The sequence below is a fragment of the Ruegeria sp. CH6 genome, from assembly GCF_056537005.1.
On the sequence record NZ_JBQFQS010000007.1, the window covers coordinates 82,184 to 104,584 of the forward strand.

The 22,401-nt window shown below is 56.6% G+C and carries 29 protein-coding genes; 18 read left to right on the top strand and 11 right to left on the bottom strand.

All coding sequences use genetic code 11. The annotated features are described in order from the left end of the window. The first annotated feature begins 34 nt into the window (after positions 1 to 34). The 4 genes from ACR0CW_RS15170 (at position 35) to ACR0CW_RS15185 (ending at position 2,731) form a co-directional block, all read left to right on the top strand. On the top strand, positions 35 to 1,246 hold the full coding sequence (locus ACR0CW_RS15170) for an NAD(P)/FAD-dependent oxidoreductase (protein ID WP_480788435.1): 1,212 nt from the start codon (positions 35 to 37) through the stop codon (positions 1,244 to 1,246). Beyond that, entirely contained in the window at positions 1,243 to 1,803 is a 561-nt protein-coding gene (gene rsmD, locus ACR0CW_RS15175; RefSeq protein WP_170336350.1) for a 16S rRNA (guanine(966)-N(2))-methyltransferase RsmD, read from the top strand. The genes ACR0CW_RS15170 and rsmD overlap by 4 nt, the downstream gene beginning before the upstream one ends. A gap of 88 nt (positions 1,804 to 1,891) precedes the next feature. Further along, positions 1,892 to 2,527, top strand: coding sequence for an HAD family hydrolase (locus tag ACR0CW_RS15180; RefSeq protein WP_480788436.1), 636 nt, complete (start codon positions 1,892 to 1,894; stop codon positions 2,525 to 2,527). Between the two features lie 24 nt (positions 2,528 to 2,551). Beyond that, complete coding sequence (locus ACR0CW_RS15185) at positions 2,552 to 2,731, top strand: hypothetical protein (RefSeq protein ID WP_480788437.1); 180 nt, start codon at positions 2,552 to 2,554, stop codon at positions 2,729 to 2,731. Here ACR0CW_RS15185 and map read toward each other — a convergent pair. From map to ACR0CW_RS15205, 4 genes are all read right to left on the bottom strand, one after another. After that, a complete protein-coding gene (gene map / locus ACR0CW_RS15190; RefSeq protein WP_170336354.1) occupies positions 2,719 to 3,531 on the bottom strand; it encodes a type I methionyl aminopeptidase in 813 nt (270 codons plus the stop codon). The genes ACR0CW_RS15185 and map overlap by 13 nt on opposite strands. Before the next feature lie 171 nt (positions 3,532 to 3,702). Next, positions 3,703 to 4,542, bottom strand: a complete 840-nt coding sequence (locus tag ACR0CW_RS15195; RefSeq protein WP_480788438.1) for a hypothetical protein — start codon at positions 4,540 to 4,542, stop codon at positions 3,703 to 3,705. Between the two features lie 127 nt (positions 4,543 to 4,669). Continuing rightward, positions 4,670 to 5,371, bottom strand: coding sequence for a DNA/RNA nuclease SfsA (sfsA, locus tag ACR0CW_RS15200; RefSeq protein WP_480788439.1), 702 nt, complete (start codon positions 5,369 to 5,371; stop codon positions 4,670 to 4,672). 39 nt (positions 5,372 to 5,410) lie between these two features. Beyond that, on the bottom strand, positions 5,411 to 6,166 hold the full coding sequence (locus tag ACR0CW_RS15205; RefSeq protein WP_480788440.1) for an SDR family NAD(P)-dependent oxidoreductase: 756 nt from the start codon (positions 6,164 to 6,166) through the stop codon (positions 5,411 to 5,413). Between the two features lie 100 nt (positions 6,167 to 6,266). Between ACR0CW_RS15205 and ACR0CW_RS15210 the strand changes: the two genes are divergently transcribed. From ACR0CW_RS15210 to ACR0CW_RS15235, 6 genes are all read left to right on the top strand, one after another. Beyond that, positions 6,267 to 6,830 (top strand): TetR/AcrR family transcriptional regulator, encoded by a 564-nt coding sequence (locus ACR0CW_RS15210; protein WP_480788441.1) that lies wholly within the window; start codon positions 6,267 to 6,269, stop codon positions 6,828 to 6,830. Positions 6,831 to 6,901: 71 nt separating this feature from the next. Continuing rightward, a complete protein-coding gene (locus ACR0CW_RS15215; RefSeq protein WP_480788442.1) occupies positions 6,902 to 7,624 on the top strand; it encodes a competence/damage-inducible protein A in 723 nt (240 codons plus the stop codon). After that, positions 7,621 to 8,331 (top strand): GNAT family N-acetyltransferase, encoded by a 711-nt coding sequence (locus ACR0CW_RS15220; protein ID WP_480788443.1) that lies wholly within the window; start codon positions 7,621 to 7,623, stop codon positions 8,329 to 8,331. Before ACR0CW_RS15215 ends, ACR0CW_RS15220 begins: the two co-directional genes overlap by 4 nt. A 16-nt stretch (positions 8,332 to 8,347) precedes the next feature. Beyond that, the gene (locus tag ACR0CW_RS15225) at positions 8,348 to 8,920 is read left to right on the top strand and encodes a peroxidase-related enzyme (protein ID WP_480788444.1); all 573 of its coding nucleotides are present in this window, start codon (positions 8,348 to 8,350) and stop codon (positions 8,918 to 8,920) included. Next, positions 8,917 to 9,819: an OmpA family protein gene (locus ACR0CW_RS15230; RefSeq protein ID WP_480788445.1), complete on the top strand. Its 903-nt coding sequence runs from the start codon at positions 8,917 to 8,919 to the stop codon at positions 9,817 to 9,819. Before ACR0CW_RS15225 ends, ACR0CW_RS15230 begins: the two co-directional genes overlap by 4 nt. A 65-nt stretch (positions 9,820 to 9,884) precedes the next feature. Next, a complete protein-coding gene (locus ACR0CW_RS15235; RefSeq protein WP_480788446.1) occupies positions 9,885 to 10,604 on the top strand; it encodes an SDR family NAD(P)-dependent oxidoreductase in 720 nt (239 codons plus the stop codon). A gap of 80 nt (positions 10,605 to 10,684) precedes the next feature. On the opposite strand, the gene ACR0CW_RS15240 is transcribed toward ACR0CW_RS15235, so the two are convergent. Next, the gene (locus tag ACR0CW_RS15240; protein WP_155146414.1) at positions 10,685 to 11,590 is read right to left on the bottom strand and encodes a LysR family transcriptional regulator; all 906 of its coding nucleotides are present in this window, start codon (positions 11,588 to 11,590) and stop codon (positions 10,685 to 10,687) included. A 227-nt stretch (positions 11,591 to 11,817) separates the two neighbouring features. Between ACR0CW_RS15240 and ACR0CW_RS15245 the strand changes: the two genes are divergently transcribed. After that, the gene (locus ACR0CW_RS15245; protein ID WP_170336371.1) at positions 11,818 to 12,258 is read left to right on the top strand and encodes a DUF4399 domain-containing protein; all 441 of its coding nucleotides are present in this window, start codon (positions 11,818 to 11,820) and stop codon (positions 12,256 to 12,258) included. Positions 12,259 to 12,261: 3 nt separating this feature from the next. Here ACR0CW_RS15245 and ACR0CW_RS15250 read toward each other — a convergent pair whose 3' ends face one another. Next, positions 12,262 to 12,942 (bottom strand): ArsR/SmtB family transcription factor, encoded by a 681-nt coding sequence (locus ACR0CW_RS15250; protein ID WP_480788447.1) that lies wholly within the window; start codon positions 12,940 to 12,942, stop codon positions 12,262 to 12,264. A 71-nt stretch (positions 12,943 to 13,013) separates the two neighbouring features. Here ACR0CW_RS15250 and ACR0CW_RS15255 point away from each other — a divergent pair, with 71 nt between their 5' ends. After that, positions 13,014 to 13,337: an NIPSNAP family protein gene (locus ACR0CW_RS15255; protein WP_155146408.1), complete on the top strand. Its 324-nt coding sequence runs from the start codon at positions 13,014 to 13,016 to the stop codon at positions 13,335 to 13,337. Beyond that, positions 13,334 to 13,672 carry an antibiotic biosynthesis monooxygenase family protein gene (locus ACR0CW_RS15260; RefSeq protein ID WP_480743024.1) on the top strand — a complete coding sequence of 113 codons (339 nt, stop codon included), beginning with the start codon at positions 13,334 to 13,336 and terminating at the stop codon, positions 13,670 to 13,672. Before ACR0CW_RS15255 ends, ACR0CW_RS15260 begins: the two co-directional genes overlap by 4 nt. On the opposite strand, the gene ACR0CW_RS15265 is transcribed toward ACR0CW_RS15260, so the two are convergent. The 3 genes from ACR0CW_RS15265 to ACR0CW_RS15275 form a co-directional block, all read right to left on the bottom strand. Next, on the bottom strand, positions 13,655 to 14,047 hold the full coding sequence (locus tag ACR0CW_RS15265) for a hypothetical protein (protein WP_480788448.1): 393 nt from the start codon (positions 14,045 to 14,047) through the stop codon (positions 13,655 to 13,657). The two genes, ACR0CW_RS15260 and ACR0CW_RS15265, sit on opposite strands and share 18 nt — an antisense overlap. Next, positions 14,044 to 14,295, bottom strand: coding sequence for a hypothetical protein (locus ACR0CW_RS15270; protein WP_155146402.1), 252 nt, complete (start codon positions 14,293 to 14,295; stop codon positions 14,044 to 14,046). The genes ACR0CW_RS15265 and ACR0CW_RS15270 overlap by 4 nt, the downstream gene beginning before the upstream one ends. A gap of 128 nt (positions 14,296 to 14,423) precedes the next feature. Then, positions 14,424 to 16,451: a 2,4-dienoyl-CoA reductase FMN-binding domain-containing protein gene (locus ACR0CW_RS15275; protein WP_480788449.1), complete on the bottom strand. Its 2,028-nt coding sequence runs from the start codon at positions 16,449 to 16,451 to the stop codon at positions 14,424 to 14,426. A 136-nt stretch (positions 16,452 to 16,587) separates the two neighbouring features. Here ACR0CW_RS15275 and ACR0CW_RS15280 point away from each other — a divergent pair, with 136 nt between their 5' ends. The 5 genes from ACR0CW_RS15280 (at position 16,588) to ACR0CW_RS15300 (ending at position 20,700) form a co-directional block, all read left to right on the top strand. Then, the gene (locus tag ACR0CW_RS15280; protein ID WP_480788450.1) at positions 16,588 to 17,073 is read left to right on the top strand and encodes an RNA pyrophosphohydrolase; all 486 of its coding nucleotides are present in this window, start codon (positions 16,588 to 16,590) and stop codon (positions 17,071 to 17,073) included. Positions 17,074 to 17,103: 30 nt separating this feature from the next. Beyond that, positions 17,104 to 17,643, top strand: coding sequence for an RNA polymerase sigma factor SigZ (gene sigZ / locus ACR0CW_RS15285; RefSeq protein ID WP_480788451.1), 540 nt, complete (start codon positions 17,104 to 17,106; stop codon positions 17,641 to 17,643). A gap of 64 nt (positions 17,644 to 17,707) precedes the next feature. Beyond that, positions 17,708 to 18,418 (top strand): glutathione S-transferase family protein, encoded by a 711-nt coding sequence (locus tag ACR0CW_RS15290; protein ID WP_480788452.1) that lies wholly within the window; start codon positions 17,708 to 17,710, stop codon positions 18,416 to 18,418. Between the two features lie 72 nt (positions 18,419 to 18,490). Next, positions 18,491 to 19,864 carry a radical SAM protein gene (locus ACR0CW_RS15295; RefSeq protein ID WP_480788453.1) on the top strand — a complete coding sequence of 458 codons (1,374 nt, stop codon included), beginning with the start codon at positions 18,491 to 18,493 and terminating at the stop codon, positions 19,862 to 19,864. Next, complete coding sequence (locus tag ACR0CW_RS15300) at positions 19,861 to 20,700, top strand: DUF547 domain-containing protein (protein WP_480788454.1); 840 nt, start codon at positions 19,861 to 19,863, stop codon at positions 20,698 to 20,700. The genes ACR0CW_RS15295 and ACR0CW_RS15300 overlap by 4 nt, the downstream gene beginning before the upstream one ends. A gap of 8 nt (positions 20,701 to 20,708) precedes the next feature. On the opposite strand, the gene ACR0CW_RS15305 is transcribed toward ACR0CW_RS15300, so the two are convergent. Then, complete coding sequence (locus ACR0CW_RS15305) at positions 20,709 to 21,698, bottom strand: adenosine kinase (protein WP_480788455.1); 990 nt, start codon at positions 21,696 to 21,698, stop codon at positions 20,709 to 20,711. Continuing rightward, positions 21,695 to 22,339, bottom strand: coding sequence for an endonuclease III (gene nth, locus ACR0CW_RS15310; RefSeq protein ID WP_480788456.1), 645 nt, complete (start codon positions 22,337 to 22,339; stop codon positions 21,695 to 21,697). Before nth ends, ACR0CW_RS15305 begins: the two co-directional genes overlap by 4 nt. Positions 22,340 to 22,401 lie beyond the last annotated feature (62 nt).

A 22,401-nucleotide genomic window follows, 5' to 3' on the forward strand; every position in this document is an offset into this window, starting at 1 on the left:
TGAAACCACGGGAATTCGACAGGGCGGGAGAAACATGAGCCATATTGTCGTAATTGGTGCCGGACAAGCGGGTTCTTCGCTTGTTGCCAGGCTTCGCAAGGACGGGTTTGAAGGGGACATCACTTTGATCGGTGCTGAGCCGCATCTGCCCTATCAGCGACCGCCATTGTCCAAAGCTTACCTTTTGGGAGAAATGGAGCTTGAGCGACTGTTTCTGCGGCCCGAAAGCTTTTATTCCGAAAACAACATCACGCTGCGTCTAGGTCAGCGGGTTACAGGTATCGATCCTCAGGCCAAAACAGTGACCCTGGGTGACGAAGTTATCTCGTATGACGAGCTTGCATTGACCACAGGTTCTGATCCGCGTCGTCTTCCTGCAGCGATTGGTGGCGATCTCAAAGGTGTTCATGTCGTGCGTGATCTCGCACATGTTGACGATATGGGGCCATGGGTGACCGAAGGTTCCAAGGCACTGATTGTGGGCGGCGGTTACATTGGGCTTGAGGCGGCAGCGGTTTGCGCCAAACGCGGCGTCAAGGTTACTCTGGTTGAGATGGCAGACCGTATCCTGCAGCGCGTAGCGGCCCCTGAAACCAGCGACTATTTCCGGGCACTGCACAACGAATACGGCGCTGATATCCGAGAAGGTGTCGGGCTGGACCGTCTGGTGGGCGAGAACGGCAAGGTTACCGGGGCAATTCTGACGGACGGGGCTGAGCTGGACGTTGATTTCGTCATCGTGGGTGTCGGCATCGCGCCGTCGACCGAACTGGCTGAGATGGCAGGGCTTGAGCTGGACAACGGCATCAAGACGGATGCCCATGGCCGCACCTCAGACCCATCGATCTGGGCGGCGGGCGATTGCGCGTCGTTCCTGCATCAGGGCGAGCGTATCCGGCTGGAAAGTGTGCCAAACGCAATCGACCAGTCCGAGATCGTGGCGCAGAACATGCTGGGCGCTGCCAAGGATTATGTTGCGACGCCATGGTTCTGGTCGGATCAGTATGATGTCAAACTGCAGATTGCAGGCCTCAATACCGGTTATGACCGCGTTGTGACCCGTCAAGGCGAAGGTCAGACGGTCTCCTTCTGGTACTATAAGGGTGATCAGTTGATTGCGGTCGATGCAATGAACGACCCGCGCGCCTACATGGTTGGAAAGCGTCTGATCGACTCGGGTAAAACCGCTGATCCGGCTGTTGTTGCCGACCCGAGCGCGGATCTGAAGCCGCTTCTCAAGGCGTGAGGATCATCGCCGGAGATTTCCGGGGCCGTGCTTTGGCCTCGGTCGGCAAAGGGGATGCGGGCGCACATCTGCGCCCGACCACCGACCGGGTTCGCGAGAGTCTGTTCAATGTCTTGAGCCATCAGATCGACTTTGGCGATCTGCGTGTACTTGACCTGTTTGCCGGAACCGGCGCACTGGGGCTTGAGGCGCTGTCGCGCGGTGCGGCGCATGTCACATTTGTGGATGATGGTCGCGTGGCGCAGGGACTTATCCGCAAGAACATCGAACTGACCCGAAGTGCGGACAGTACAGATCTAGTCCGCCGGGATGCAACGCGTCTGGGGCAAAACCCAAACGCGGCTTATGACCTGATCTTTCTGGATCCGCCCTATGGCAAGTCGCTTGGGCAAAAGGCGATAGCAGCGGCAATCGCCGGGGGCTGGTTGGCCGAAGGCGCCCTTCTGGTGTGGGAGGAAAACGCTCCGATGGCGGCTCCGGACGGGTTTGAACTGCAGGACGCACGAAAATACGGCGATACCCATATCTCTTTGATGTGGCGCAGTGTTTCAGGCTGAAACAGGCGAGGCAGGTTAATGCCGAATGCCGATTTGCATGTGTTCCACGTCCCGGCTACGCCGGATCCGTAAACGGGCGGAGGTTCACATGCACGATCTGGTCATCTTTGATTGCGATGGCGTTCTGGTAGACAGCGAAGTTGTCTCGAACCAGGTTCTGGTCAGCAATCTGGCCCGGTATGGTCTGAACCTGACGCTACAGGAATGCATGTCTTTGTTTGTCGGAGGCACCATGGTTGGGGTCCGGGACAAGGCGCGGGATTTGGGAGCTGCATTGCCGGATAACTGGATCGACGAAGTATATGCCGAAACCTATGATCGGTTGCGATTGGGCGTGCCGCTGGTCGCCGGGGTGGCTCAGCTTCTCGACCGTCTTGATCAGCAGGATATTCCTTATTGTGTCGCTTCGAACGGCAGTCCGGATAAAATGCAGATCACTCTGGGGCAGAACGGTTTATGGGACCGGTTCAAGGACGTGATGTATTCCGCGCATGTATTAGGGACTGGCAAACCTGACCCAGCGATGTTTCTGAAGGCAGCCGAACACTTTGGATCAGCCCGCCCGGTTGTCATCGAAGACAGCGAGAATGGTGTCACCGCAGCTATCCGGGCCCACATGCGATGCCTCGGATTTGCCGCCCATGATGATGGTGCGCGCCTCGCGGTCCTGGGTGCTGAAGTTTTTAGTGATATGGCTGAGGCGCCAGCGCTTTTGGGAATATGACCGGGACATGTTACTATCCGGCTCATGGATCGTGCCATAACCCCATCATACTGGGCTTTCGCTCAGGATACGGACACAGCCACCGGCCCACCGCCGAAGCCCATGCGCGCGCCGGTGTTCATCCACGATGCGGTGACACCGTGGGGGGCTGAGACGATGTTGCTGAAGCTCTGGCGCGAGCAGTCTGCCGATCAGGAAGAATAGGTCGGATGGAACTTGCCGCCGGGTGAGAGCGTAAATATCTCAACCCCATCTGCCGTCACACCTACCGAGTGTTCGAACTGTGCCGACAGCGATTTGTCGCGGGTCACGGCGGTCCAGTCATCGGCCAGAGTTTTGGTTTCCGGGCGGCCCAGATTCACCATTGGTTCGATGGTAAAGAACATGCCTTCTTCCAGAACCGCACCAGTACCGGGGCGGCCATAATGCAGCACATTCGGCGGTGCGTGGAACACGCGACCCAGACCGTGACCGCAGAAATCGCGGACAACACTCATCCGGTGTGCTTCGACATAAGCCTGAATGGCGTGGCCGATATCACCGAACGTGTTGCCCGGCTTGACCGTTTCGATGCCTTTGAACAGTGCATCGTGAGTCACCTGAATCAAGCGCTCGGCTTTGCGCGGCAGTTTGCCGGCAACATACATGCGCGAGGTGTCGCCGAACCAGCCATCAACGATGACGGTGACATCGATGTTAAGGATATCGCCATCCTTCAGCCGCTTGTCGCCGGGAATGCCGTGGCAGACCACGTGATTCACACTGATGCAGCTGGCGTGCTGATAACCCTTGTAGCCAATGGTCGCCGAGGTCGCGCCTGCGTCCTCAACCATCTGCGTGATGAGCCCGTCAATCGCGCCCGTGGTCTGGCCGGGAAAGACATGGTCTGCGATATCGTCGAGTATCCGCGCGGCCAAGGCCCCTGCCGCGTGCATGCCGGCAAAGTCACCCTGTTCATAGATGCGGATGCCGTCCTTGGTCAGGCGGCCACGATGTTCTTTCATCGACGCTAAGCTCCAAATGTTGCGCGCAGCACTTCTTTTACGCTGCTTGTGCAGAAAGTACCAGAGGGTGTGCGAGTTCTTGAGATCGAACAAATGGCGTCGAAACACAATTGTTCAAGTGAATTTCCAAGAGGTGGTCAGAGACGTTGGCGGCAGCTACCGAACTACTGGTCAGGAATCGCTTTCACCTTCTGCACTGCTCTCATAGATGATCACTCCCTTGCCGGGCGCATAGTTGGAAGGGGCTTTGGGCAGGTTTTCAACGATTGGGGTCAGATCAAATGCTGAAAAAAATGTCTCAAGCTCTTCGTTTGATGCGTCAGATACAACCGTAATCTCCACCTGCCCATCCATGTAAATTGACAGGAGTTGGTAGTCGGTCGGCGTATAGTCTCGTGTCACCAAACTGTATGAGAATTGCGGATGCTTGCGGACAAGAACCCCGTCGATTTCAGCAAAGGGCTTAGTTGTCTTTCTCAGACGGAACTTTTCGCCATCTCTGGCGGCATGCAGCCCCTCTCGGTAGATCTTGATAGCAAGTGCAATGGTCTTGTCGCCTTGGCGATAGACACGGACGGCACCCGACTTGGCCTGTTTGGTGACCCGGTTCAGATCTGACCACAGATCGTGTTCGCTCGTTGTTCCAATTCTACCGTTTGTCTTCGGCTGGCCCAGCATTGGTTCGAGTGCTTCGATACTGAATCCAGTCACCGTCCAGCCTGGTTGAGTTGCCGGAAAAACTTCTGACGGATCAAAGGGCAGGGACAGGAATATACCATCTCGTATATTGACGATGAGATGCGAGAGGGACCCAAGGCCTCCGCACCGGCGTCTGCACCCATCCTCGCGACTTTTCTCATATTCGGCTGCGCCCTCATCCAACTGAGCGTTCAGAGCGTCGCGGGCTGCCGTACGGCGATCATCCGTCATGTATGTGTCGAATGCCATCAATGCGGCACCAATCATCAATATGGCCCCAAGCGTGAAGACAACCCCAGCTAGTATTCTCATTTCTCTGCCTCACCCATTGGTAACACTTACACGCGCAGCCGCCGTATAATTTTATCAGGGACATTGAGGCGATTTCATGATCTTGCGCACCGATTTGGAGATAAAAATCACTTGGATTTGGAGGAAGTTAAGTCGAAAATTTCTGCTGGCTAACCCAAACCCCTTCCGGTGATATCCGTGTCCCATAGATCAATCGCTCCACGCCTTTTGCCTGCGCTTCTTCAAATGCAGCCGCATAGGCCGGGTCGATATCCGCTGCCAAAGCAAACCGGTCACAATCTGTGCGCTGCACCAGATACAACATGATCGCGCGATGTCCCTGAGCCACCATCGTGGCCAGTTCTCCCAGATGCTTGGTGCCGCGCGCGGTGACGCTGTCGGGAAACTCTGCCAGACCGGGTTCACGGGACAGGGTCACGCTTTTGACCTCGACATAGGCGTCCGGCAGCCCCGGTTGGGTCAGAAGAAAGTCGATGCGGCTGTTTTCCCCGTATTTCACCTCGGGTCGGACAGTTTCATAGGAGGCAAATTCGGGGATCTGTTGGTCTTCCAACGCCCTACGTAGAGCCTTGTTTGGCACCGAAGTGTCGACACCCGTGAGGTGCCCATTTTCGTGATCAACCAGCCGCCAGCCGTATTTCAGCTTCTTTTTCGGATCGTCATTTGGCTCCAGCCAGATTTTCTCACCTGGTTCGGCCAGCCCCATCATTGAACCGGGATTGGCACAATGCGCGGTAATCTCGCGCCCGTCCTCCAACCGGCAATCGGCCAGAAAGCGTTTGTAGCGGCGGATAAGGCGGGCGGGGACAAGCGGTGTGGCAAATTTCATGCCTACCGACTTACCCCGCGCCTGCCTGCAAGGGAAGTGTCAGACCAGACCGGCCATGACACCCCCGTCAACATCCCAGACCGCGCCGGTAACCCACGAAGCGTCCTCGGACAGCAGATGCGTAATCGTGCTGGCCACATCTTCGGGCCGGCCCACGCGGCCGATCGGATGGAACGCATCGAACCCACCAGTCAGTGTTTCTTCGATCTTGTCCGGTTCAATGAAGGCCCCATAAATCGGAGTGACAACAACTGCGGGCGATACAGCGTTCACCCGAATACCATGCGGTGCAAGCTCCAACGCCAGATGCTGAGTCAGTGAATGAAGCCCGGCCTTGGCCATTGAATAAGCCGATGACGGTGTCGCACGAACGGCCTGTTTTGCCCACATAGAGCCTATGTTGACGATGCTGCCATCACCATTGGCTTTCATGTTTTCGGCAACTGCCTGCGTGATAAAAAACGTTGCGCGATTGAGGTCCATATAGCTTTCGTAGTCTTCGGAGGTGTGTTCCAGAAATGGTTTAGGTGAGAATGTACCTGCAGCATTGATCAGACCCTGAATATGGCGATTGTTCTCCTTGATGTGTTCAATCAAGCCATCAACTTGGCCCGCGTCGCGCAAGTCTACCTGATGGATATCTGCCAAAGCACCCAGCCCGGCCCTGGCGGCATTCAGTTTGTCAGCTGAAGAGCCGACAAGCGTTACATGCCCCCCCTTGGCCACGATTTGTTGCGCTGCTGCCAGCCCCATTCCACTGGATCCGCCGATGATGAGTGTTGTTGTGTCAGTCATGATCTGATTCCCTATCTACTGATAGGTAGATATATTGAAGTGGCAATTTCAAAATCAACCCCCTATCTAACGATAGGTAAAATTTCTGGGCGGATGATTGATGAAAAAACCTGACAAAGCACTGTCCGACACGGCGATCCAAATTCTGGATGTGGCCGAGCGTATGGCGCGGCAAGGCGGCTATAATGCGTTCAGCTTCCGGGATATCGCACGTGAGATCGGCATCAAATCCGCCAGCATTCACTACCATTTCCCAACCAAAGAGGACTTGGGAGAGGCGCTGGTCGAGCGATACACCAACCGTTTTCTGGACGCTTTGGGTGCAGCTGACGATGCTGAACCAATCGAAATGCTATCGCGCTATGTGTCGATCTACCGGGTAGCGCTGATTGAGCAGCAGTTGATGTGCCTCTGTGGCATGTTTGGCGCGGAAATAGCCAAATTGCCCGCGCCGGTTTCAGAGCGCACCCGAGCCTTCTTCGAACGTAACCTCGAATGGCTTGATACCGTTTTCAAAGCCGCCGGTGTGCAAGACCCACGCAAAAGATCCGGCGAAGTTATTGCTAGGCTGGAAGGTGCGATGATCCTTGCCCGTGCAATGGGCGACATGGATCTGTTCCAGCGTGTTACGGGGGACTTACCGGCAGAATCCCTGCGCTCGTGACAAACAGGTCTTGCGGGGCGGGTCAGGACGGATATTTTGCAAACACCTCCCGCAGCAAGAAAGGACAGGCCATGCCAAACCCAACCGCAGCGATGCTGGTGATCGGGGATGAAATCCTGTCCGGTCGCACCAAGGATACCAACACGAACTTTCTGGCACAGGAACTGACCAAGCATGGCATCGATCTGAAAGAGGTGCGCGTCGTCAGTGATGATGCGGATGCAATCGAAAACGCGGTCAGGGCATTGTCCGACAGTTTCGAACACGTCTTTACCAGCGGTGGTATCGGCCCCACGCATGACGACATCACCGCGGACTGTATCGCTCGCGCGTTTGGTGCACACATTGATGTGCGGGATGATGCCCGAGCCTTGCTTGAGGCACATTACGAGAAATCCGGGCTTGAGCTGAACACGGCCCGGCTGCGCATGGCACGCATTCCGGATGGTGCCGCATTGATCGAAAATCCGGTTTCTACCGCACCGGGTTTTACTATCGGGAATGTGCATGTGATGGCCGGGGTGCCTTCGGTGTTTCAGGCAATGGTGGCAAGCGTTTTACCCACTCTGACCGGGGGTGAGCCGTTGCTGTCGCAGACTTTGCGTGTAAACCGGGGTGAAGGTGACATCGCTGCAACCCTGTCTGTGTTGGCCGATGATTTCAGTGATCTGGCAATCGGCAGTTACGGGTTTCAGGTCAACGGTGTGTTTGGTGCGAATGTGGTGGTGCGCGGCACCGATGGCGGACGTATCGATGCGGCAATTACCCGGCTGGCCAGGGAGCTGGAGCTTTGAGCGTCAACTGGGCTGACGTGGTCGACGGCACCTGGCCTGCAGCGCGGTATGAAAAGCAAGGTCCATTCCAACTGCGTGAAGGGCAGGGCGGTGGCTCGCGCGTGTCTGCTGCGAGCAGGATTGGGGATGTGACCGACGCTGATCTGGACAATGCCGAGCAGGCGATGCTGGCGATGGGACAGAAACGCATATTCTGCCTGCGACCAGGGGATGAGGGGCTGGACACCCAACTGGCTGCCCGCGGCTATGAGGTTCTTGATCCGGTCAACATTTATGATTGCCCGGTTACGCAGCTGACGGATGTTCCAATTCCACGTGTCACGGTTTTCACCATCTGGGAGCCATTGGCCATCATGCGCGAAATCTGGGCGCAGAGCGGCATCGGGCCGGAACGTCTGGCAGTCATGGATCGGGCCAACGGTCCGAAGACTGGCCTGCTGATGCGTCAAAAGGATCAGCCCGGTGGCGTGGGTTTTGTCGCGATCCATGATGGAATTGCCATGGTGCATGCGCTTGAGATTCTGCCAAGTCACCGTCGTCAGGGTCTGGGACAGTGGGCCATGCGTGCCGCGGCCTTTTGGGCGCTGGACAACGGCGCCCATACCCTTAGCGTGATCTGCACGAAGGCGAATGAAGGGGCGAATGGCCTCTACCATTCTCTCGGGATGCAGATCGTGGGAGAGTATCATTACCGCCAGCTTGTCTGAGGGGAGAAAGACAATCGTGACTGATCAAAAGATGCCCAATGCGCTGGATTTGCCGATGGTGGATCCGTTGCCGCCCGAGACGCAAAAGTACTTTGATATATGCGTCGAAAAGCTGGGCATGGTGCCGAATGTTCTCAAGGCGAATGCGTTTGATATCAACAAGCTGAACGCGTTCACCGGCATGTATAATGACCTCATGCTGGCAGACAGTGGCTTGTCCAAGCTCGAGCGTGAGATGATTGCCGTTGTCGTCTCATCGATCAACAAGTGCTTTTATTGTCTCGTCGCGCATGGGGCCGCGGTGCGACAATTGTCGGGTAACCCTCAGTTGGGTGAAATGCTGGTGATGAACTATCGCGTGGCTCCGCTGGATAGTCGTCAGCGCGCAATGCTGGATTTCGCGGCCAAGATGACTACGGCCAGTGCCGAAATCGAAGAGCAGGACCGCCAGCATCTGCGGGATTTGGGGTTCTCGGATCGTGATATCTGGGACATCGCCAACGTCACCGGTTTCTTCAACATGTCCAACCGCGTGGCCAGCGCCACGGCTATGGTCCCGAACGACGAATACCACGCGCAATTCAGATGAACCGATTTCTCGCCCTCTGTCTTTGTTTGCTGGCCGCACCGGTAGCGGCTCAGAACCTGACCTTTCCGTCCAGTGCGCGGCAGGTCAGTGAGCGTATCAGCGCTCTGGACAGTTATGAATTGCCGATCGGGGCCTTTGCGGATGGCAAAGTGCCCTCTCGCAATGTCGAAGGGCGGGTGGAACGGTATACTTGGCGTTTGCAGGCAGGCTCCAGCACGACGTTGCAGATATTGGCCCCGCTACGCGAACAGATCGTGGCGCAGGGCTATGACATTCTGTTCGAATGTGAGGCCCGCAACTGCGGAGGTTTTGACTTTCGGTTCAACACCGAGGTCGTGCCAACGCCGGATATGTATGTGGCGATCAACGACTACCGATTCCTTTCGGCCTCGCGCGGCGGGGATGTTCTGAGCTTGCTGATCAGTCGCAATCCACCTGATGGTTACGTACAGCTAATCCGTGTCACACCGGCCGGGGCAACCACGCCTCCACCACTGGTGATTGAGGAAACGGTGCAGGGATCAGGTGGCCTGCTGACCGAGTTGCAGCAGGAAGGCCACGTTATTCTGGACGATCTACATTTCCAGACCGGCGAAGTTGCGCTGGGCGCAGGGCCTTTCGCGTCTTTGTCTTTGCTGGCCGGTTATTTGCAGGACAACCCGGACACCCGGCTCGCGCTGGTCGGGCACACTGATGACACTGGTAACCTTCAGGCCAATACTGCCGTCAGCACCAAGCGCGCACAGGCCGTGCGTCAGCGTCTGATCGATGCTCATGGCGTAGCGGCAGACCGGATCGAGGCGCAGGGTGTCGGCTATCTGGCCCCAATCACTTCGAACGCGACAGCGGAAGGGCGCGATCTGAACCGGCGGGTTGAGGCGGTGCTGCTGGTCAACTGAACGATCAGGCTTAGTTGATTTGATAATTCCCAAACAGTCTCTAACCTGAGGCAAAAGGAGCTGTCATGTCAGATCATGAACTACTTCCAAAAGCGTTGATTGTCGGCGCAGGGGCGGGGCTTTCAGCATCATTTGCGCGCGCTTTGGCAAAGGCTGGGTATGGTCTGCATCTGACTGCCCGCAACATCGACGATCTTGAGCCTTTAGCGGCAGAAACAGGTGCAGAGCTCCACCAGCTTGACGGAACCGACACTGACGGGATGGCATCGCTGGTTGCAGGCTTGCCGGGCGAACTGCGCGTTGCCTGCTATAATCCTTCGGCCCGCCAGCGTGGTCCGATCACTGAACTTGATCCTGAAACAGTTCGCAAAGCTGTCGAAGTGACGGCTTATGGGGCGTTCCTGTTGGGGCAGGCTGCGGCGCGTCGAATGCTTGAGCAGGATCTACGGGACAATCGGCGCGGGACAATCCTGTTCACCGGTGCCTCGGCCGGGGTAAAAGGGTTTCCCCTGTCTGCACCCTTTGCGATGGGAAAGTTTGCACAACGCGGGCTGGCGCAATCCATGGCGCGCGAGCTTCATCCCAAAGGCATACATGTCGCTTGGGTCAACATTGACGGGGCCATACGGAACCCGGCACATGCAGGATACAGTGACAGTGCCGACAATCCCGACAGCTTTCTGAACCCGGATGCAATCGCGCAGGAATATATGCACCTGATCCAGCAGGATCGCTCGGCCTGCAGCAATGAACTGACGCTTCGGCCTTGGGTTGAAACATTCTAAGCCTCTGCTGGTTACACCGGATTACACAAAAAAAACCCGCGCAAAGTTCGCGCGGGCTGTGCAAGTTTCACCGGGAGAAATTACCAGTCCATCGGACCCTTTTCCGCAAAGGATTCGACAAGAAAATCTATGAATGCCCGCACTTTAGGCTGGGTAAAGCGGCCGGGCGGGTACACTGCGTAAACGCCCTGAACCTCATCCGGCAGGGATGGCATTGCATCCACCACCTGTCCTGTTTTCAAAGCCTCCGCATAGAGGTAGCTGGGCAGATAGGCGATCCCCAGACCTGAAATCGCTGCATTCAGCAGCGACTGGCCGTCATTGACGCTCAGCCAGCCAGCTGTACGAACCTGCCTCTTTTCGCCCGAAGGCGCAGTCAGCTTCCAGACATTGCCGGATGACTGGCTGGAGTAATGCAGCAGCTTGTGCTCGTTCAGATCGTCAATCTTCTGCGGCCGCCCGAACTTTTCGATGTAGCTGGGGGCAGCTACCATGCGTTTGACAGTTTCTGTGAGTTTACGCGCACGCAGAGTGCTGTCTTCCAGTTCACCGATGCGCACCGCAACATCGAATCCTTCGGAAATCAGCTCAACATAGCGGTTGTTCAGCACCATGTTCACAGTGATGTCGGGGTAGGCAGACAGGAACCCGGACAATACAGGTGACAGGTGATTAACGCCGAAATCGGTTGCGACGCTGATGCGCAGCAGGCCCGAAGGCGCTGACTGCATCGAGGTTACCAGCGCATCCGCCTCGCCTGCATCATTCAATACGCGGCGCGCGCGGTCATAATAGGCCAGTCCGATCTCGGTCGGAGATACACGGCGTGTGGTCCGGTTCAGCAGGCGAGCGCCGAGTCGTGCTTCAAGGCTCGACACGTGCTTTGACACTGCCGATTTGGATATGCCCATCTTTTTGGCCGCATCGGTGAAGCCACCCTGGTCCACCACATTGGCAAAGGCCTCCATTTCGGTCAGTCGATCCATTCTCGTTCCCCAGGTCTTTGTTCGTTGAGGTACCTTCGCGTCAAATCTGGGCAAGAACGCGGCAGACATGGGATAATATCAGGGATTTGAATCGGATCGTTTGCACTTCGGAAACGCGGAAACAGTGGTTTCCAGTATCGCTCCAGACCCTTATTGGGCGGGTTTTCTGGAAATTTCTTAAATCATGCTATCCTGAGAATGGCATTTTTGTGACGAGGGAGGAGATCATGAAAGCCATTATTGCAGCCACTTTATTCACCCTTTCAGCGTCCATCGCATGGGCCGGAGGGGAAACACCGTCGAACCCGGATGCGAAAGTCTATTTTGTAAATCTCGCGGATGGCGACACAGTTCAGTCGCCTGTGACCGTTGTTTTTGGCCTGAGTGGTATGGGTGTCGCCCCATCAGGTGTTGAAAAGGAAAACACAGGTCATCACCATCTGCTGATTGACCGTCCGCCGATTGGCGAAGGCGAAGATGGCGCGGATGAACTGGCCTACGGCTTGCCCGCTGACGACAACCACCTGCACTTCGGTGGTGGCCAGACCGAGGTGACTCTGGACCTGGCGCCGGGCCCCCACACCCTTCAACTGGTGCTGGGCGATGCCGGGCATGTGCCGCATGCGACCCCGATTGTGTCTGAAGTCATAACGATCACTGTCGAGTAACGCTCAGGTCCCGAACTGCTCTGAGAACTTAGCGGACCCGCTGCGTGCAAACTGAATGATACGGCTGCCCGGTTTCCGGGACAGCCACCCCAACTCTTCCATTCGGGACAACATCGCGCGCCCCAGCTTGCCAGCCAAATGGGTTTCGCGTTCGCTCCAATCCAGACAAGGACGGCAGAGCGGTGCGCGACTTTTGTTCAGATCATCCAGATCGATTCCGAAATCTGTACAGAAACGCGCGCCGGTTTCGGTCAGCGACACCAGATCATCCGAAACATCAAGGAAACCCCGCGTCCGCATTGAGGTGAACAACTGAACCCCCCTGCTGCCCGCGAGATGGTTATAGCAAACCCGCGCCTCGCGCATTTCCAGATCATTGGGTCCGGTACGTGTCCGCAAATGACCGTGACCGGCTGCCAGACCCATCAGGTTTTCCAGCGTATGCGCCACATCCTCGCCTGACAGGCCGTAATACTTGTGCCGACCCTGTCCCTTAACCCGCAGCAACCCGCCATCCAGCAGCTTTTTCAGGTGTGAGCTGGCGGTTTGCGGGCTGATTCCGGCCTCTCGCGCCAGTTCCCCGGCGGTCAGGGCCTTTCCCGACATGAGTGCGGTCAGCATGTTTGCGCGCGCGGGGTCTCCGATCAACGCGGCGATCTGGGCGATATCCGGTCCGTCTTTCATAGTTCGATCATAGTCGAAACATGCACGTCAGTCGAGCGTGTAATCTATGGTGGCAAACAAAGGAGCCTTTAATGCTGACCTGTATCATCCGCTATCAGATCGACCCGACCAAAAAACAACAGTTCAATACCTATGCTCAAAACTGGGGGCAGGCGATACCGCGCTGTGGGGCGGATCTGATTGGCTATTTCGCCCCGCATGAGGGGTCATCGACCCTGGCCTATGGTATCTATAATGTCGAAAGCCTCGCCGACTACGAAGCCTATCGCACGCGCCTGGCTGCGGATCCTTTGGGGCAGGAGAACTATGCCTTTGCCCAGAAAGAGCGATTCATTCTGCGCGAAGACCGGACCTGGCTCAAGCTCGCCTCGACCCCGCACGGAGGACAATCATGATTGCTGTCATCTTTGAAGTGGAGCCTGCCGAGGGTGAAACGCAGACCTATCTCGACATTGCAGCCGATCTTCGTCCCCTGCTGGATGATATCGACGGGTTCATTTCCGTTGAGCGGTTTGAAAGTCTGGTAACGCCCGGTAGATATCTGTCGCTTTCATTCTGGCGCGATGAGGATGCGGTTGCCGAGTGGCGTCGCATGAATGAGCACCGCACAGCACAATCGCGGGGGAAATCGGGTCTGTTCAAGGGATATCGGCTGCGTGTAGCCGCGGTCATGCGCGACTATGGGTTGACCGATCGTGAACAGGCGCCGACCTCAGGCCGCATCGGGTAGCAGGAAAACACCGCGGGCAAGATCCGAGTTTAACCTGTCATTCCCGTACCATTTGCCAAGGACATTCTTCGACATCAGATCAGGGTTTTCGGTGACAAACTCGCTGAAATTCTGATCTGAATTGCGAGCCATACGCTCGGCAATCAGGCTCATGAACGCATAGGTGATTGTCAGGTTGAACTTATCGGGCGCACCGGCGTTTGTGGCCAGTGTGCGAATGCCCTTGGCATAGATCGCAGCCGCATCGATGAAGTCATATTTCCTCAACAGGTCAAAGGCCACCTGTACATGCTCGGCATGAGCGAAAGTCGTATTGTCGATGGCATGTGCTTCGAACGCGCGGGTGATCTCAGATACCTGAACTGCTTCGGTCATTCTCCGGTCTCCTTGAATTTGTGGCTGTGCTCGGCGGTCCAGTCCAGCTCGTAAACCTCTTTCAACTGGCTGATCTTTTTGAGCGTCTCAGGCGAGAATGGCGGTTTGTTTTCAAAACTGTGCAAGGCGATGCCCTCAATCAGGTCGCCAACGGACATATCCAGCGATTCTGCCAGCCCCTTCAGGACTTTCAGCAATCGCTTTTCGATTCGAATTCCGGTCTGGGTACGTTCAATTCTCTCACTCATGAGTTACCAATGTACCAAGGTAACATAAGAGTCAACACTTAAATAGAAAAAGGCCGCCTCTGCAGAAGCGGCCTTTTAGTGTCTAATCAACGTGATTCAGCGGATGCGTGTTGCCACGACTCTGAAAATCAGAGTGCTGCCGCCAGTCGCGTACCCTGATTAATCGCTCGTTTGGCATCCAGTTCAGCCGCCACATCCGCGCCGCCGATCACATGAGTTGTGATCCCGCGTTCGATCAGATCATCCGCCAAACTACGGTCTGAGACCTGACCAGCGCACAACACAATGGTATCTGCCGCGATTACGGTCGGGTCCGCCCGCTCCTCTCCAAAGCTGACATGCAGGCCTTCATCATCGATACGTTCGTAATTCACCCCGCCGACAAAACTAACGTTTTTCATCTTCAACGTCGCCCGGTGAATCCATCCGGTTGTTTTACCCAGCCCTTTGCCATGGGCCTGTTTCTTGCGCTGCAATAGCGTGATCTCACGTGCGGGTGCTTCGGGTTGCGGGCCTTCGGGTGCTAACCCAGACCGATGTTCGGCGGGGTCGGTCACGCCCCATTCCTTCATCCACAGCGGCAGATCGGTGGTTGGGCTGTGGCCGTCCTCCAGCAGGAACTCCGAGACATCAAAACCGATGCCACCGGCCCCGATCACCGCGACGGACCCTCCGACCGGAGCCTTGCCGCGCAGGACGTCGATGTAACTCAGGACATTGTCACGATCCTGACCGGGTATCTGCGGGTCGCGCGGGGTGACGCCAGTGGCAATGATCACTTCGTCAAATCCACTCAGATCGTCTGCGCTAACTTCGCGACCCAGTTCAACTGTGACGCCCAGATCAGCAATCATGGTCCGATACCAGTCGACCAGCCCCCAGAATTCCTCTTTGCCGGGAACCTGCTTGGCCATGTTCAGTTGTCCGCCGATCTCGTCGGCCCGGTCAAACAGGGTGACGTCATGGCCGCGCTGGGCAGCGGTCATCGCTGTGGACAAACCCGCCGGTCCTGCGCCTACGATGGCGACCTTTTTCGTAGCATCGGTTTTGCCGATCACCAGCTCTGTTTCATGGCACGCACGCGGGTTCACCAGACATGATGTCAGTTTGCCGCCGAAGGTGTGATCCAGACAGGCCTGATTGCAGGCGATGCAGGGGGCTATCTTTGCCCCATCTCCCGCAATCGCCTTGTTGACGAAATCCGCATCCGCCAGCATCGGACGAGCCAGTGAGACCATATCGGCGCAACCGGTCGACAGCACCTCTTCGGCCACTTCCGGTGTGTTGATCCGGTTCGAGGTGATTATCGGGATCGATACCTTGCCCATCAGCTTTTTGGTCACCCAGGCAAATGCTGCCCGGGGTACAGAGGTTGCAATCGTCGGAATGCGCGCCTCGTGCCAGCCGATACCGGTGTTGATGATGGTGGCTCCGGCCTTCTCGATCTCTTGCGCCAATTGAACGACCTCATCATGGGTCGAGCCATTGGGCACCAGATCGATCATCGACAGGCGGTATATGATGATGAAATCTGTTCCCACCGCCTCGCGTGTGCGGCGCATTACCTCGATGGGCAGGCGCATACGGTTCTCATAAGAACCACCCCAGCGGTCTTCGCGCTTGTTGGTATGGGTCACAAGGAACTGGTTGAGGAAATACCCTTCCGACCCCATGATCTCGACCCCGTCATATCCGGCTTTCTGAGCAAGCACGGCGGCGTTGACGATGTCGCTGATCTGCTTCTCGATCCCGTCTTCGTCTAGTTCGTTCGGCGGGAAAGGTGAGATCGGGGATTTCACCGGGCTCGGCGCCACACATTTAGGCCCATAGGAATAACGCCCGGCATGCAGGATTTGCATGGCGATCTTGCCACCCGCCTCGTGTACGCGATCTGTCACGATGGAATGATTGGCGACGTCTTTGTCGGTCGTCATCATCGCAGCACCGGGCAGCACCGATCCTTCCAGATTGGGACCGATTCCGCCGGTCACCATCAGCGCCACACCGCCACGCGCCCGGTCGGCATAAAACTCGGCAACACGGTTCCAGTCACCAGTCTCTTCCAACCCGGTATGCATCGAACCCATCAGGACGCGGTTCTTCAACGTGGTAAAGCCCAGATCCAGCGGGGCCAGCATGTTTGGGTACGCAGTCATCGCAACTCTCCCTGCCTGCAGTGCACAACTAAATTGACGTGCACGTAACCTTTGTCACGCGAAACCTAACGTCACCCCCTTTGCTGCCGTGGCGACGCTTGTTAGAGGTGGGCAGAACAAACCCATGAGGCCGCGCATGACCCCTGAAGACATTGCCAAACTGCCCTATCGCCCCTGCGTTGGCCTGATGCTGATGAATGCCGACGGCAAGATTTTCGTGGGCCAGCGCAATGACCGCCACAAGGACGCCTGGCAAATGCCCCAGGGCGGCGTAGACAAGGGTGAAAACCCCCGCGATGCAGCCCTGCGCGAACTTTGGGAAGAAACCGGTGTGACGGCTGATCTGGTTGAGATTATCGCCGAGACAGACGGTTGGCTGCCTTATGACCTGCCCCACGACATCGTGCCGAAAATCTGGAAAGGCCGCTACCGCGGGCAGGAGCAGAAATGGTTCCTGATGCGGTTCACCGGTCGTGACGACCAGATCGATATCCAGACGGAACATCCCGAATTCACGCACTGGAAATGGCAGGAGCCCAATCGTCTGATTGAGGAAATCGTTCCCTTTAAACGTGCAGTGTATGAGCAGGTGGTTGCTGCTTTCGATGCTCACCTGTCATAATCCGGGCTGAAACAGCCGCAGAGTCGTGACATGCGTATTGATGATATCTGGCCCAAGTACCGCGCCCGCCTGAAGGCGTTTCTTCATTCGCGGGTCTCAAACCCTGCGGATGTGGATGACTTGTTGCAGGATATCTCGATCAAGGTGTTCACCGGTCTGCCCGGTCTGCAGGATCCAGCTAGGCTGCAGCCTTGGTTGTTTCAGACCGCCGACCGAACCATCATTGATTTCTACCGTAAATCCGGCCGGGCCGCCGCGCATCCGGATGATCTTTGGTATCACCGGGACGATCCGGAAACGCGTCAGGATCTCGAGGGCTGTGTCGAACCCTTCATTCTCGGCCTGCCTGAAGAAACTGCAGAGATGCTGATGGCCATTGATATACATGGCATGTCGCAGCGAGATTATGCTGAGCAACACGGTCTGTCCTACTCGACCCTGAAATCACGCGTTCAAAAGGGGCGGGTGGAATTGCGCAAGGCATTTGAGGCATGCTGCAATATCTCGATGGACGTGCGGGGAAACATCTCGGACGTTCAGGAAAAACCGGCCAGTTGCAAAAATTGTTGATCTGAACGTCGTCTTTTTGGCGTGGGCTTCGTCTGACAGATGAAACCACCAAAAGGAAAGACAAATGATCCGTATCATAAGCTTCAAAATCTGCCCCTTCGTTCAGCGTGTGACCGCCATGCTCGAAGCCAAGCAGGTACCCTATCAGATCGACTATATCAGCCTCAGCGACAAGCCGGATTGGTTTCTTGAGCTGTCCCCGACAGGGCAGGTTCCGGTTCTGGTCACCGAGGGTGGCGTGTCTCTGTTCGAATCCGATGCGATTGTCGAATATATCGATGAAATCACCGCCCCTCTGCAGGCAGATCTGACGCCCGAGCAGCGTGCGCTCAACCGGGCATGGAGCTATCAAGCCAGCAAACACTATCTCGTACAATGCAGCACCATGCAAAGCGCGGACAAAGCTATCTTTGATGAGCGTATGGAAAAGCTGGGCAAGTCCTTCGAGAAGGCCGAAAGCCAGCTTGGTGAAGGCCCCTATTTCTCGGGGGCGACGCTTGGCAATGTGGATATGGCCTGGTTGCCACTTCTGCATCGTGCAGTGATTGTGTCAGACCACAGCGGCCATGACATGCTTGCCGCCTATCCAAAGGTGAAGGCATGGCAGCAGTCATTGCTGGACACAGGACTTCCGCAGAAATCAGTCTCTGAGGATTTTCTCGGCCTGTTTACTGACTTCTATCTGGCGGAACGCACATGGCTGGGTCGTGGTGCGAACACGGATGAAGCACAGACCGTACCGGCTGCCAAAACGTCAGGTGGTTGCTGCGGCTGATATGATCACCGCCCAGCACGTTGCCGTGAGGGGGCGTGGCCCGTCGCAAACTGCAGCTTTAGCTTGGCGCGTATGAAAGATATCGCGCCAGGCCATTCCAATGTCGTTCCCGCAGGGCGAGTATTTCGCGGCTCCGACCGTCGTGCGACTTTGCGGGAAGGTTTGCAAGGATGTGGCGAATACGGACATTCTCAAACCGCGGGCCGCTTTTATCCGATCGCCTGTGTTGCGCTTGAGGTGACCCAGCGATGCAATCTTGATTGTACGCTCTGCTACCTCTCGGATCGGGCGGAGATGACCTATGATCCGCCTTTGTCGGTTCTCTTTGCGCGGCTGGCCACGATCCACAGCCATTATGGCCCGGGTGTTTCGGTGCAACTCACCGGAGGTGACCCAACCCTTCGCAAAGTCGAGGATCTTGAAGCGCTTTGCCGTGAAATTCGCCGCCTTGGAATGCGGTCGTGTTTGATGACCAACGGTATCCGCGCGAGTCGTGCGTTCTTGTCCCGACTGGCAGCGGCAGGTTTGGACGATGTGGCGTTTCACGTGGACATGACCCAAGAGCGCAAAGGGTTTGACAACGAGATTGAGCTGAACACCGTACGTCGCAACTACATAGTCGCAGCGCGCGGACTTGGTTTGCGCATTTTATTCAACACAACTGTGTTTGAAGGCAATTTGTCCGATCTCCCCGCATTGGCGCGGTTCATGCGGGACCAGCCCGAGATCGCTTTTGTCTCCTTCCAGATGCAGGCCGACACCGGCAGGGGTGTTCTGCGTGAGCGACCGGATTCAATCACACAGAGCAGTGTCATGCGGGCGGTGGAGCAGGGGTATGGCACCCCACTGCATTTCGATGCGGCGGCGGTCGGGCATGCCGGATGTAATCGATACGCTTCTGTCCTGACGGCCGGTGGGCGGGCGATTTCCGTCCTGTCGCATCAGCGTCTGGTGCAACAGGTAATCGCCGCATTGGAGCAGATGGACAGATCAGCGGATGCATATCTCGACACGCGCGACAGCGTTCGGCGGTTGGTTCTTCGGAGGCCGGGCCTTGCCTTGCGGGCCGCTGCGCATCTTGCGAGTTGTGTCCTTCGATTAGGGACGGGTCTGTTGCGTGGTCGGGTCAGGCGACAGGCGGTATTCATCCATAACTTCATGGCCGCTGACGCGCTGGAGGAAGATCGCTGTGCGTCCTGTGTCTTCATGGTCGCCACGGGCAACGGCCCGTTGTCCATGTGTGTTCACAACGCCCAGCGTGACCTGCATCTTGCCATGCCTGACAAAGTTGACGGTCCAATGGGGACCTATTGGTGGAACTCTGCCATGCGGGATCTGTCTAGTCACCCTGAGTTGCCGGGTCTGGATAGTCCTGAACAGGCCCCGATCAAGAAGCTCAAAGGTCAGCTGCGTGCGCGGCGTCAGAACCGGAAGGGAAAATCATGAAAGCTTTGTGGCTCATCCTGCTTCTGCCTCTTCTGGCGGCTTGCGCCAGTGTCGAACGTCTGGCGCTGCCCAGTGCTGTGCCGTTTGCCGACACCAATCTGACCCGCGCGGCGCAACCGCCCGGTGATCGTGTCGATCATCGCGATTGGAGCAGCTTTCTCGCGCGCTACGTCGCTACCGACACACAAGGAGTGAACAGAGTCGCCTATGCGCAGGTCACGCAGGCTGATCAAGCTCGATTGGAGCAGTACCTGAGTGATCTTCAATCGGTTGATCCTGCCCGTCTGACCCGGGATCAGCAACTGGCCTATTGGATCAATCTCTATAACGCACTGACCGTGGACCTGATCCTTGAAAACTATCCCGTCGCTTCGATCCGCGACATTACAGATGGTGCGTTTTCCTTTGGGCCGTGGGACCGGCCCCTAGCGCAGGTGGCGGGTCAGGTCCTGACGCTGAATGATATTGAGCACCGCATCATTCGACCCACATTCAACGAACCACGAATTCATTACGCACTGAACTGCGCTGCGGTGGGGTGCCCGAACCTGATGGATCGGGCGTGGCAGGCTGAGACGCTCGAACGTGACTTCTCGGCGGCCGAAAATGCCTACGTTAACGACCCGCGTGGCGTCAGGTTTGACACACGCGGGCGGCTGATCCTGTCAAAGATCTACATCTGGTTCCGAGAGGATTTCGGACCAAACGACCGGGCAGTTCTTGCGTATCTTGCAACTGCGGCGGATCCGGCTCTCAGCGCCCGTCTGTCTCAAACCTCCCGCATCAGCGGATATGAGTATGACTGGGCGCTGAATGATGCCGCCGCTGGATTCTGAAAGACCGCTTACAGCAGCCCTTCTTCGCGCAGCAGCTCCAGCATGTTTGCTTCGGGCCGCGGGCCGATGTGGCTGATCACTTCACGGGCACAGACATTGCCGATACGGGCACAGGTTTCATAGTCGCGGCCTGTGGCCATTCCGAACAGGAAGCCGGCAGCGAACTGATCGCCTGCGCCGGTTGCATCCACCGGTACAACCTTTTCTACCGCCACGTCGATGCGCTTGCCTTCGTTCAGAACGGTCACCCCGTCACCGGAACGTGTGCAAACAACCAGCGGGCAGATCTCTCCGGTTTTGGCCAGTGCGTCCTCCAGATCATCGGTTTCGAACAACGATTTGATTTCCGCTTCGTTACCGATGACGAAATCCAGCTCGTTCTCGATCAGCAGCAGGAAATCGACCCGGTGGCGTTCGACGCAGAACGGATCGGAAATCGCGATGCCAGCCTTGCCTCCGCCCTTGTGGCAGTTGCGCGCTGCCTCAAGAAACGCGGCTTTGCCTTTTTCCTTGTCGAACAGATAGCCTTCCAGGAACATGATCTGGCTGTTGCCAGCCACATCCCCGGACACGTCCTCGGATGACAATTCCGAGGAAATCCCCAGGTAGGTGTTCATCGACCGTTCACCATCGGGCGAAACAAAGATCATCGAACGTGAGGTTGGTAGCTCGCCGCCCGGCACCGGTGGGTTCACAAAATCAACACCGTCTTCATTCATTGCATCCGCATAGAACCGACCCAGCGCATCGTCATGCACGCGGCCAATAAAGGCTGCATCCAGTCCCAGAGCACCGGCACCCGCAATCGTGTTGGCAACCGAGCCGCCGGGCGTCTGCACCCGTGATTCCATCGAGGCATACAGCACTTCGCCGCGTTCCTGCTCGATCAATTGCATGATGCCTTTTTCAATGCCCATCAGCTCCAGGAAACTGTCGTCGGCTTGGGAAATCACGTCCACAACGGCATTCCCTATGCCCGTCAGCTGGTAAGTTTTCATAGGTTTTTATCCTCAAATTCGCAAAGATCGCGGATGATACAGGTGGGGCACATCGGTTTGCGTGCCTTGCAGTGATAGCGGCCATGCAGGATCAGCCAATGATGCGCATGCAGCTGAAAATCGGTTGGTATGTTGTCCTCGATAGCCCGTTCAACAACGTCGACGTTTTTACCGGGACAGATACCTGTGCGGTTGCCGACCCGAAAGATATGCGTGTCTACTGCCTGCGCCGGATAATGCCACCACATATTCAGAACCACATTGGCGGTTTTTCGCCCGACGCCGGGCAAGGACTGCAGGGCGGCACGAGAATTGGGGATTTCGCCGCCGTAGTCTTCGACCAGAATGCGACTCAGTTTGATGACATTTTTGGCTTTCTGACGGAACAGGCCGATGGTTTTGATATGCTCGATCAGACCCTCTTCGCCCAGATCCAGCATCTTCTGCGGCGTGTCAGCGATTTTGAACAGTTCGCGTGTCGCCTTGTTGACACCCGCATCGGTCGCTTGCGCTGACAGCGCCACTGCCACGACCAGGGTGTAGACGTTCACATGATCAAGCTCGCCCTTGGGTTCCGGGTCGGCCTGTTGAAAGCGTGTAAAGATCTCGCGGATCGTGTGGTAGTCGAGTTGTTTAGCCATCCAGCACGGTATGCCCTGCCGGATCGCTGCTCGCAATTGAAAAGGCCGGGAATTGGCAACAC

What these genes read in the sequence shown, in the direction of transcription:
- ACR0CW_RS15170 (WP_480788435.1), top strand. Translation starts at nt 35, where the DNA reads ATGAGCCATATTGTCGTAATTGGTGCCGGACAAGCGGGTTCTTCGCTT.
- ACR0CW_RS15180 (WP_480788436.1), top strand. Translation starts at nt 1,892, where the DNA reads ATGCACGATCTGGTCATCTTTGATTGCGATGGCGTTCTGGTAGACAGC.
- ACR0CW_RS15185 (WP_480788437.1), top strand. Translation starts at nt 2,552, where the DNA reads ATGGATCGTGCCATAACCCCATCATACTGGGCTTTCGCTCAGGATACG.
- map (WP_170336354.1), bottom strand. Translation starts at nt 3,531, where the DNA reads ATGAAAGAACATCGTGGCCGCCTGACCAAGGACGGCATCCGCATCTAT.
- ACR0CW_RS15195 (WP_480788438.1), bottom strand. Translation starts at nt 4,542, where the DNA reads ATGAGAATACTAGCTGGGGTTGTCTTCACGCTTGGGGCCATATTGATG.
- sfsA (WP_480788439.1), bottom strand. Translation starts at nt 5,371, where the DNA reads ATGAAATTTGCCACACCGCTTGTCCCCGCCCGCCTTATCCGCCGCTAC.
- ACR0CW_RS15205 (WP_480788440.1), bottom strand. Translation starts at nt 6,166, where the DNA reads ATGACTGACACAACAACACTCATCATCGGCGGATCCAGTGGAATGGGG.
- ACR0CW_RS15210 (WP_480788441.1), top strand. Translation starts at nt 6,267, where the DNA reads ATGAAAAAACCTGACAAAGCACTGTCCGACACGGCGATCCAAATTCTG.
- ACR0CW_RS15215 (WP_480788442.1), top strand. Translation starts at nt 6,902, where the DNA reads ATGCCAAACCCAACCGCAGCGATGCTGGTGATCGGGGATGAAATCCTG.
- ACR0CW_RS15230 (WP_480788445.1), top strand. Translation starts at nt 8,917, where the DNA reads ATGAACCGATTTCTCGCCCTCTGTCTTTGTTTGCTGGCCGCACCGGTA.
- ACR0CW_RS15235 (WP_480788446.1), top strand. Translation starts at nt 9,885, where the DNA reads ATGTCAGATCATGAACTACTTCCAAAAGCGTTGATTGTCGGCGCAGGG.
- ACR0CW_RS15240 (WP_155146414.1), bottom strand. Translation starts at nt 11,590, where the DNA reads ATGGATCGACTGACCGAAATGGAGGCCTTTGCCAATGTGGTGGACCAG.
- ACR0CW_RS15245 (WP_170336371.1), top strand. Translation starts at nt 11,818, where the DNA reads ATGAAAGCCATTATTGCAGCCACTTTATTCACCCTTTCAGCGTCCATC.
- ACR0CW_RS15250 (WP_480788447.1), bottom strand. Translation starts at nt 12,942, where the DNA reads ATGAAAGACGGACCGGATATCGCCCAGATCGCCGCGTTGATCGGAGAC.
- ACR0CW_RS15255 (WP_155146408.1), top strand. Translation starts at nt 13,014, where the DNA reads ATGCTGACCTGTATCATCCGCTATCAGATCGACCCGACCAAAAAACAA.
- ACR0CW_RS15260 (WP_480743024.1), top strand. Translation starts at nt 13,334, where the DNA reads ATGATTGCTGTCATCTTTGAAGTGGAGCCTGCCGAGGGTGAAACGCAG.
- ACR0CW_RS15265 (WP_480788448.1), bottom strand. Translation starts at nt 14,047, where the DNA reads ATGACCGAAGCAGTTCAGGTATCTGAGATCACCCGCGCGTTCGAAGCA.
- ACR0CW_RS15270 (WP_155146402.1), bottom strand. Translation starts at nt 14,295, where the DNA reads ATGAGTGAGAGAATTGAACGTACCCAGACCGGAATTCGAATCGAAAAG.
- ACR0CW_RS15275 (WP_480788449.1), bottom strand. Translation starts at nt 16,451, where the DNA reads ATGACTGCGTACCCAAACATGCTGGCCCCGCTGGATCTGGGCTTTACC.
- ACR0CW_RS15280 (WP_480788450.1), top strand. Translation starts at nt 16,588, where the DNA reads ATGACCCCTGAAGACATTGCCAAACTGCCCTATCGCCCCTGCGTTGGC.
- sigZ (WP_480788451.1), top strand. Translation starts at nt 17,104, where the DNA reads ATGCGTATTGATGATATCTGGCCCAAGTACCGCGCCCGCCTGAAGGCG.
- ACR0CW_RS15290 (WP_480788452.1), top strand. Translation starts at nt 17,708, where the DNA reads ATGATCCGTATCATAAGCTTCAAAATCTGCCCCTTCGTTCAGCGTGTG.
- ACR0CW_RS15295 (WP_480788453.1), top strand. Translation starts at nt 18,491, where the DNA reads ATGAAAGATATCGCGCCAGGCCATTCCAATGTCGTTCCCGCAGGGCGA.
- ACR0CW_RS15300 (WP_480788454.1), top strand. Translation starts at nt 19,861, where the DNA reads ATGAAAGCTTTGTGGCTCATCCTGCTTCTGCCTCTTCTGGCGGCTTGC.
- ACR0CW_RS15305 (WP_480788455.1), bottom strand. Translation starts at nt 21,698, where the DNA reads ATGAAAACTTACCAGCTGACGGGCATAGGGAATGCCGTTGTGGACGTG.
- nth (WP_480788456.1), bottom strand. Translation starts at nt 22,339, where the DNA reads ATGGCTAAACAACTCGACTACCACACGATCCGCGAGATCTTTACACGC.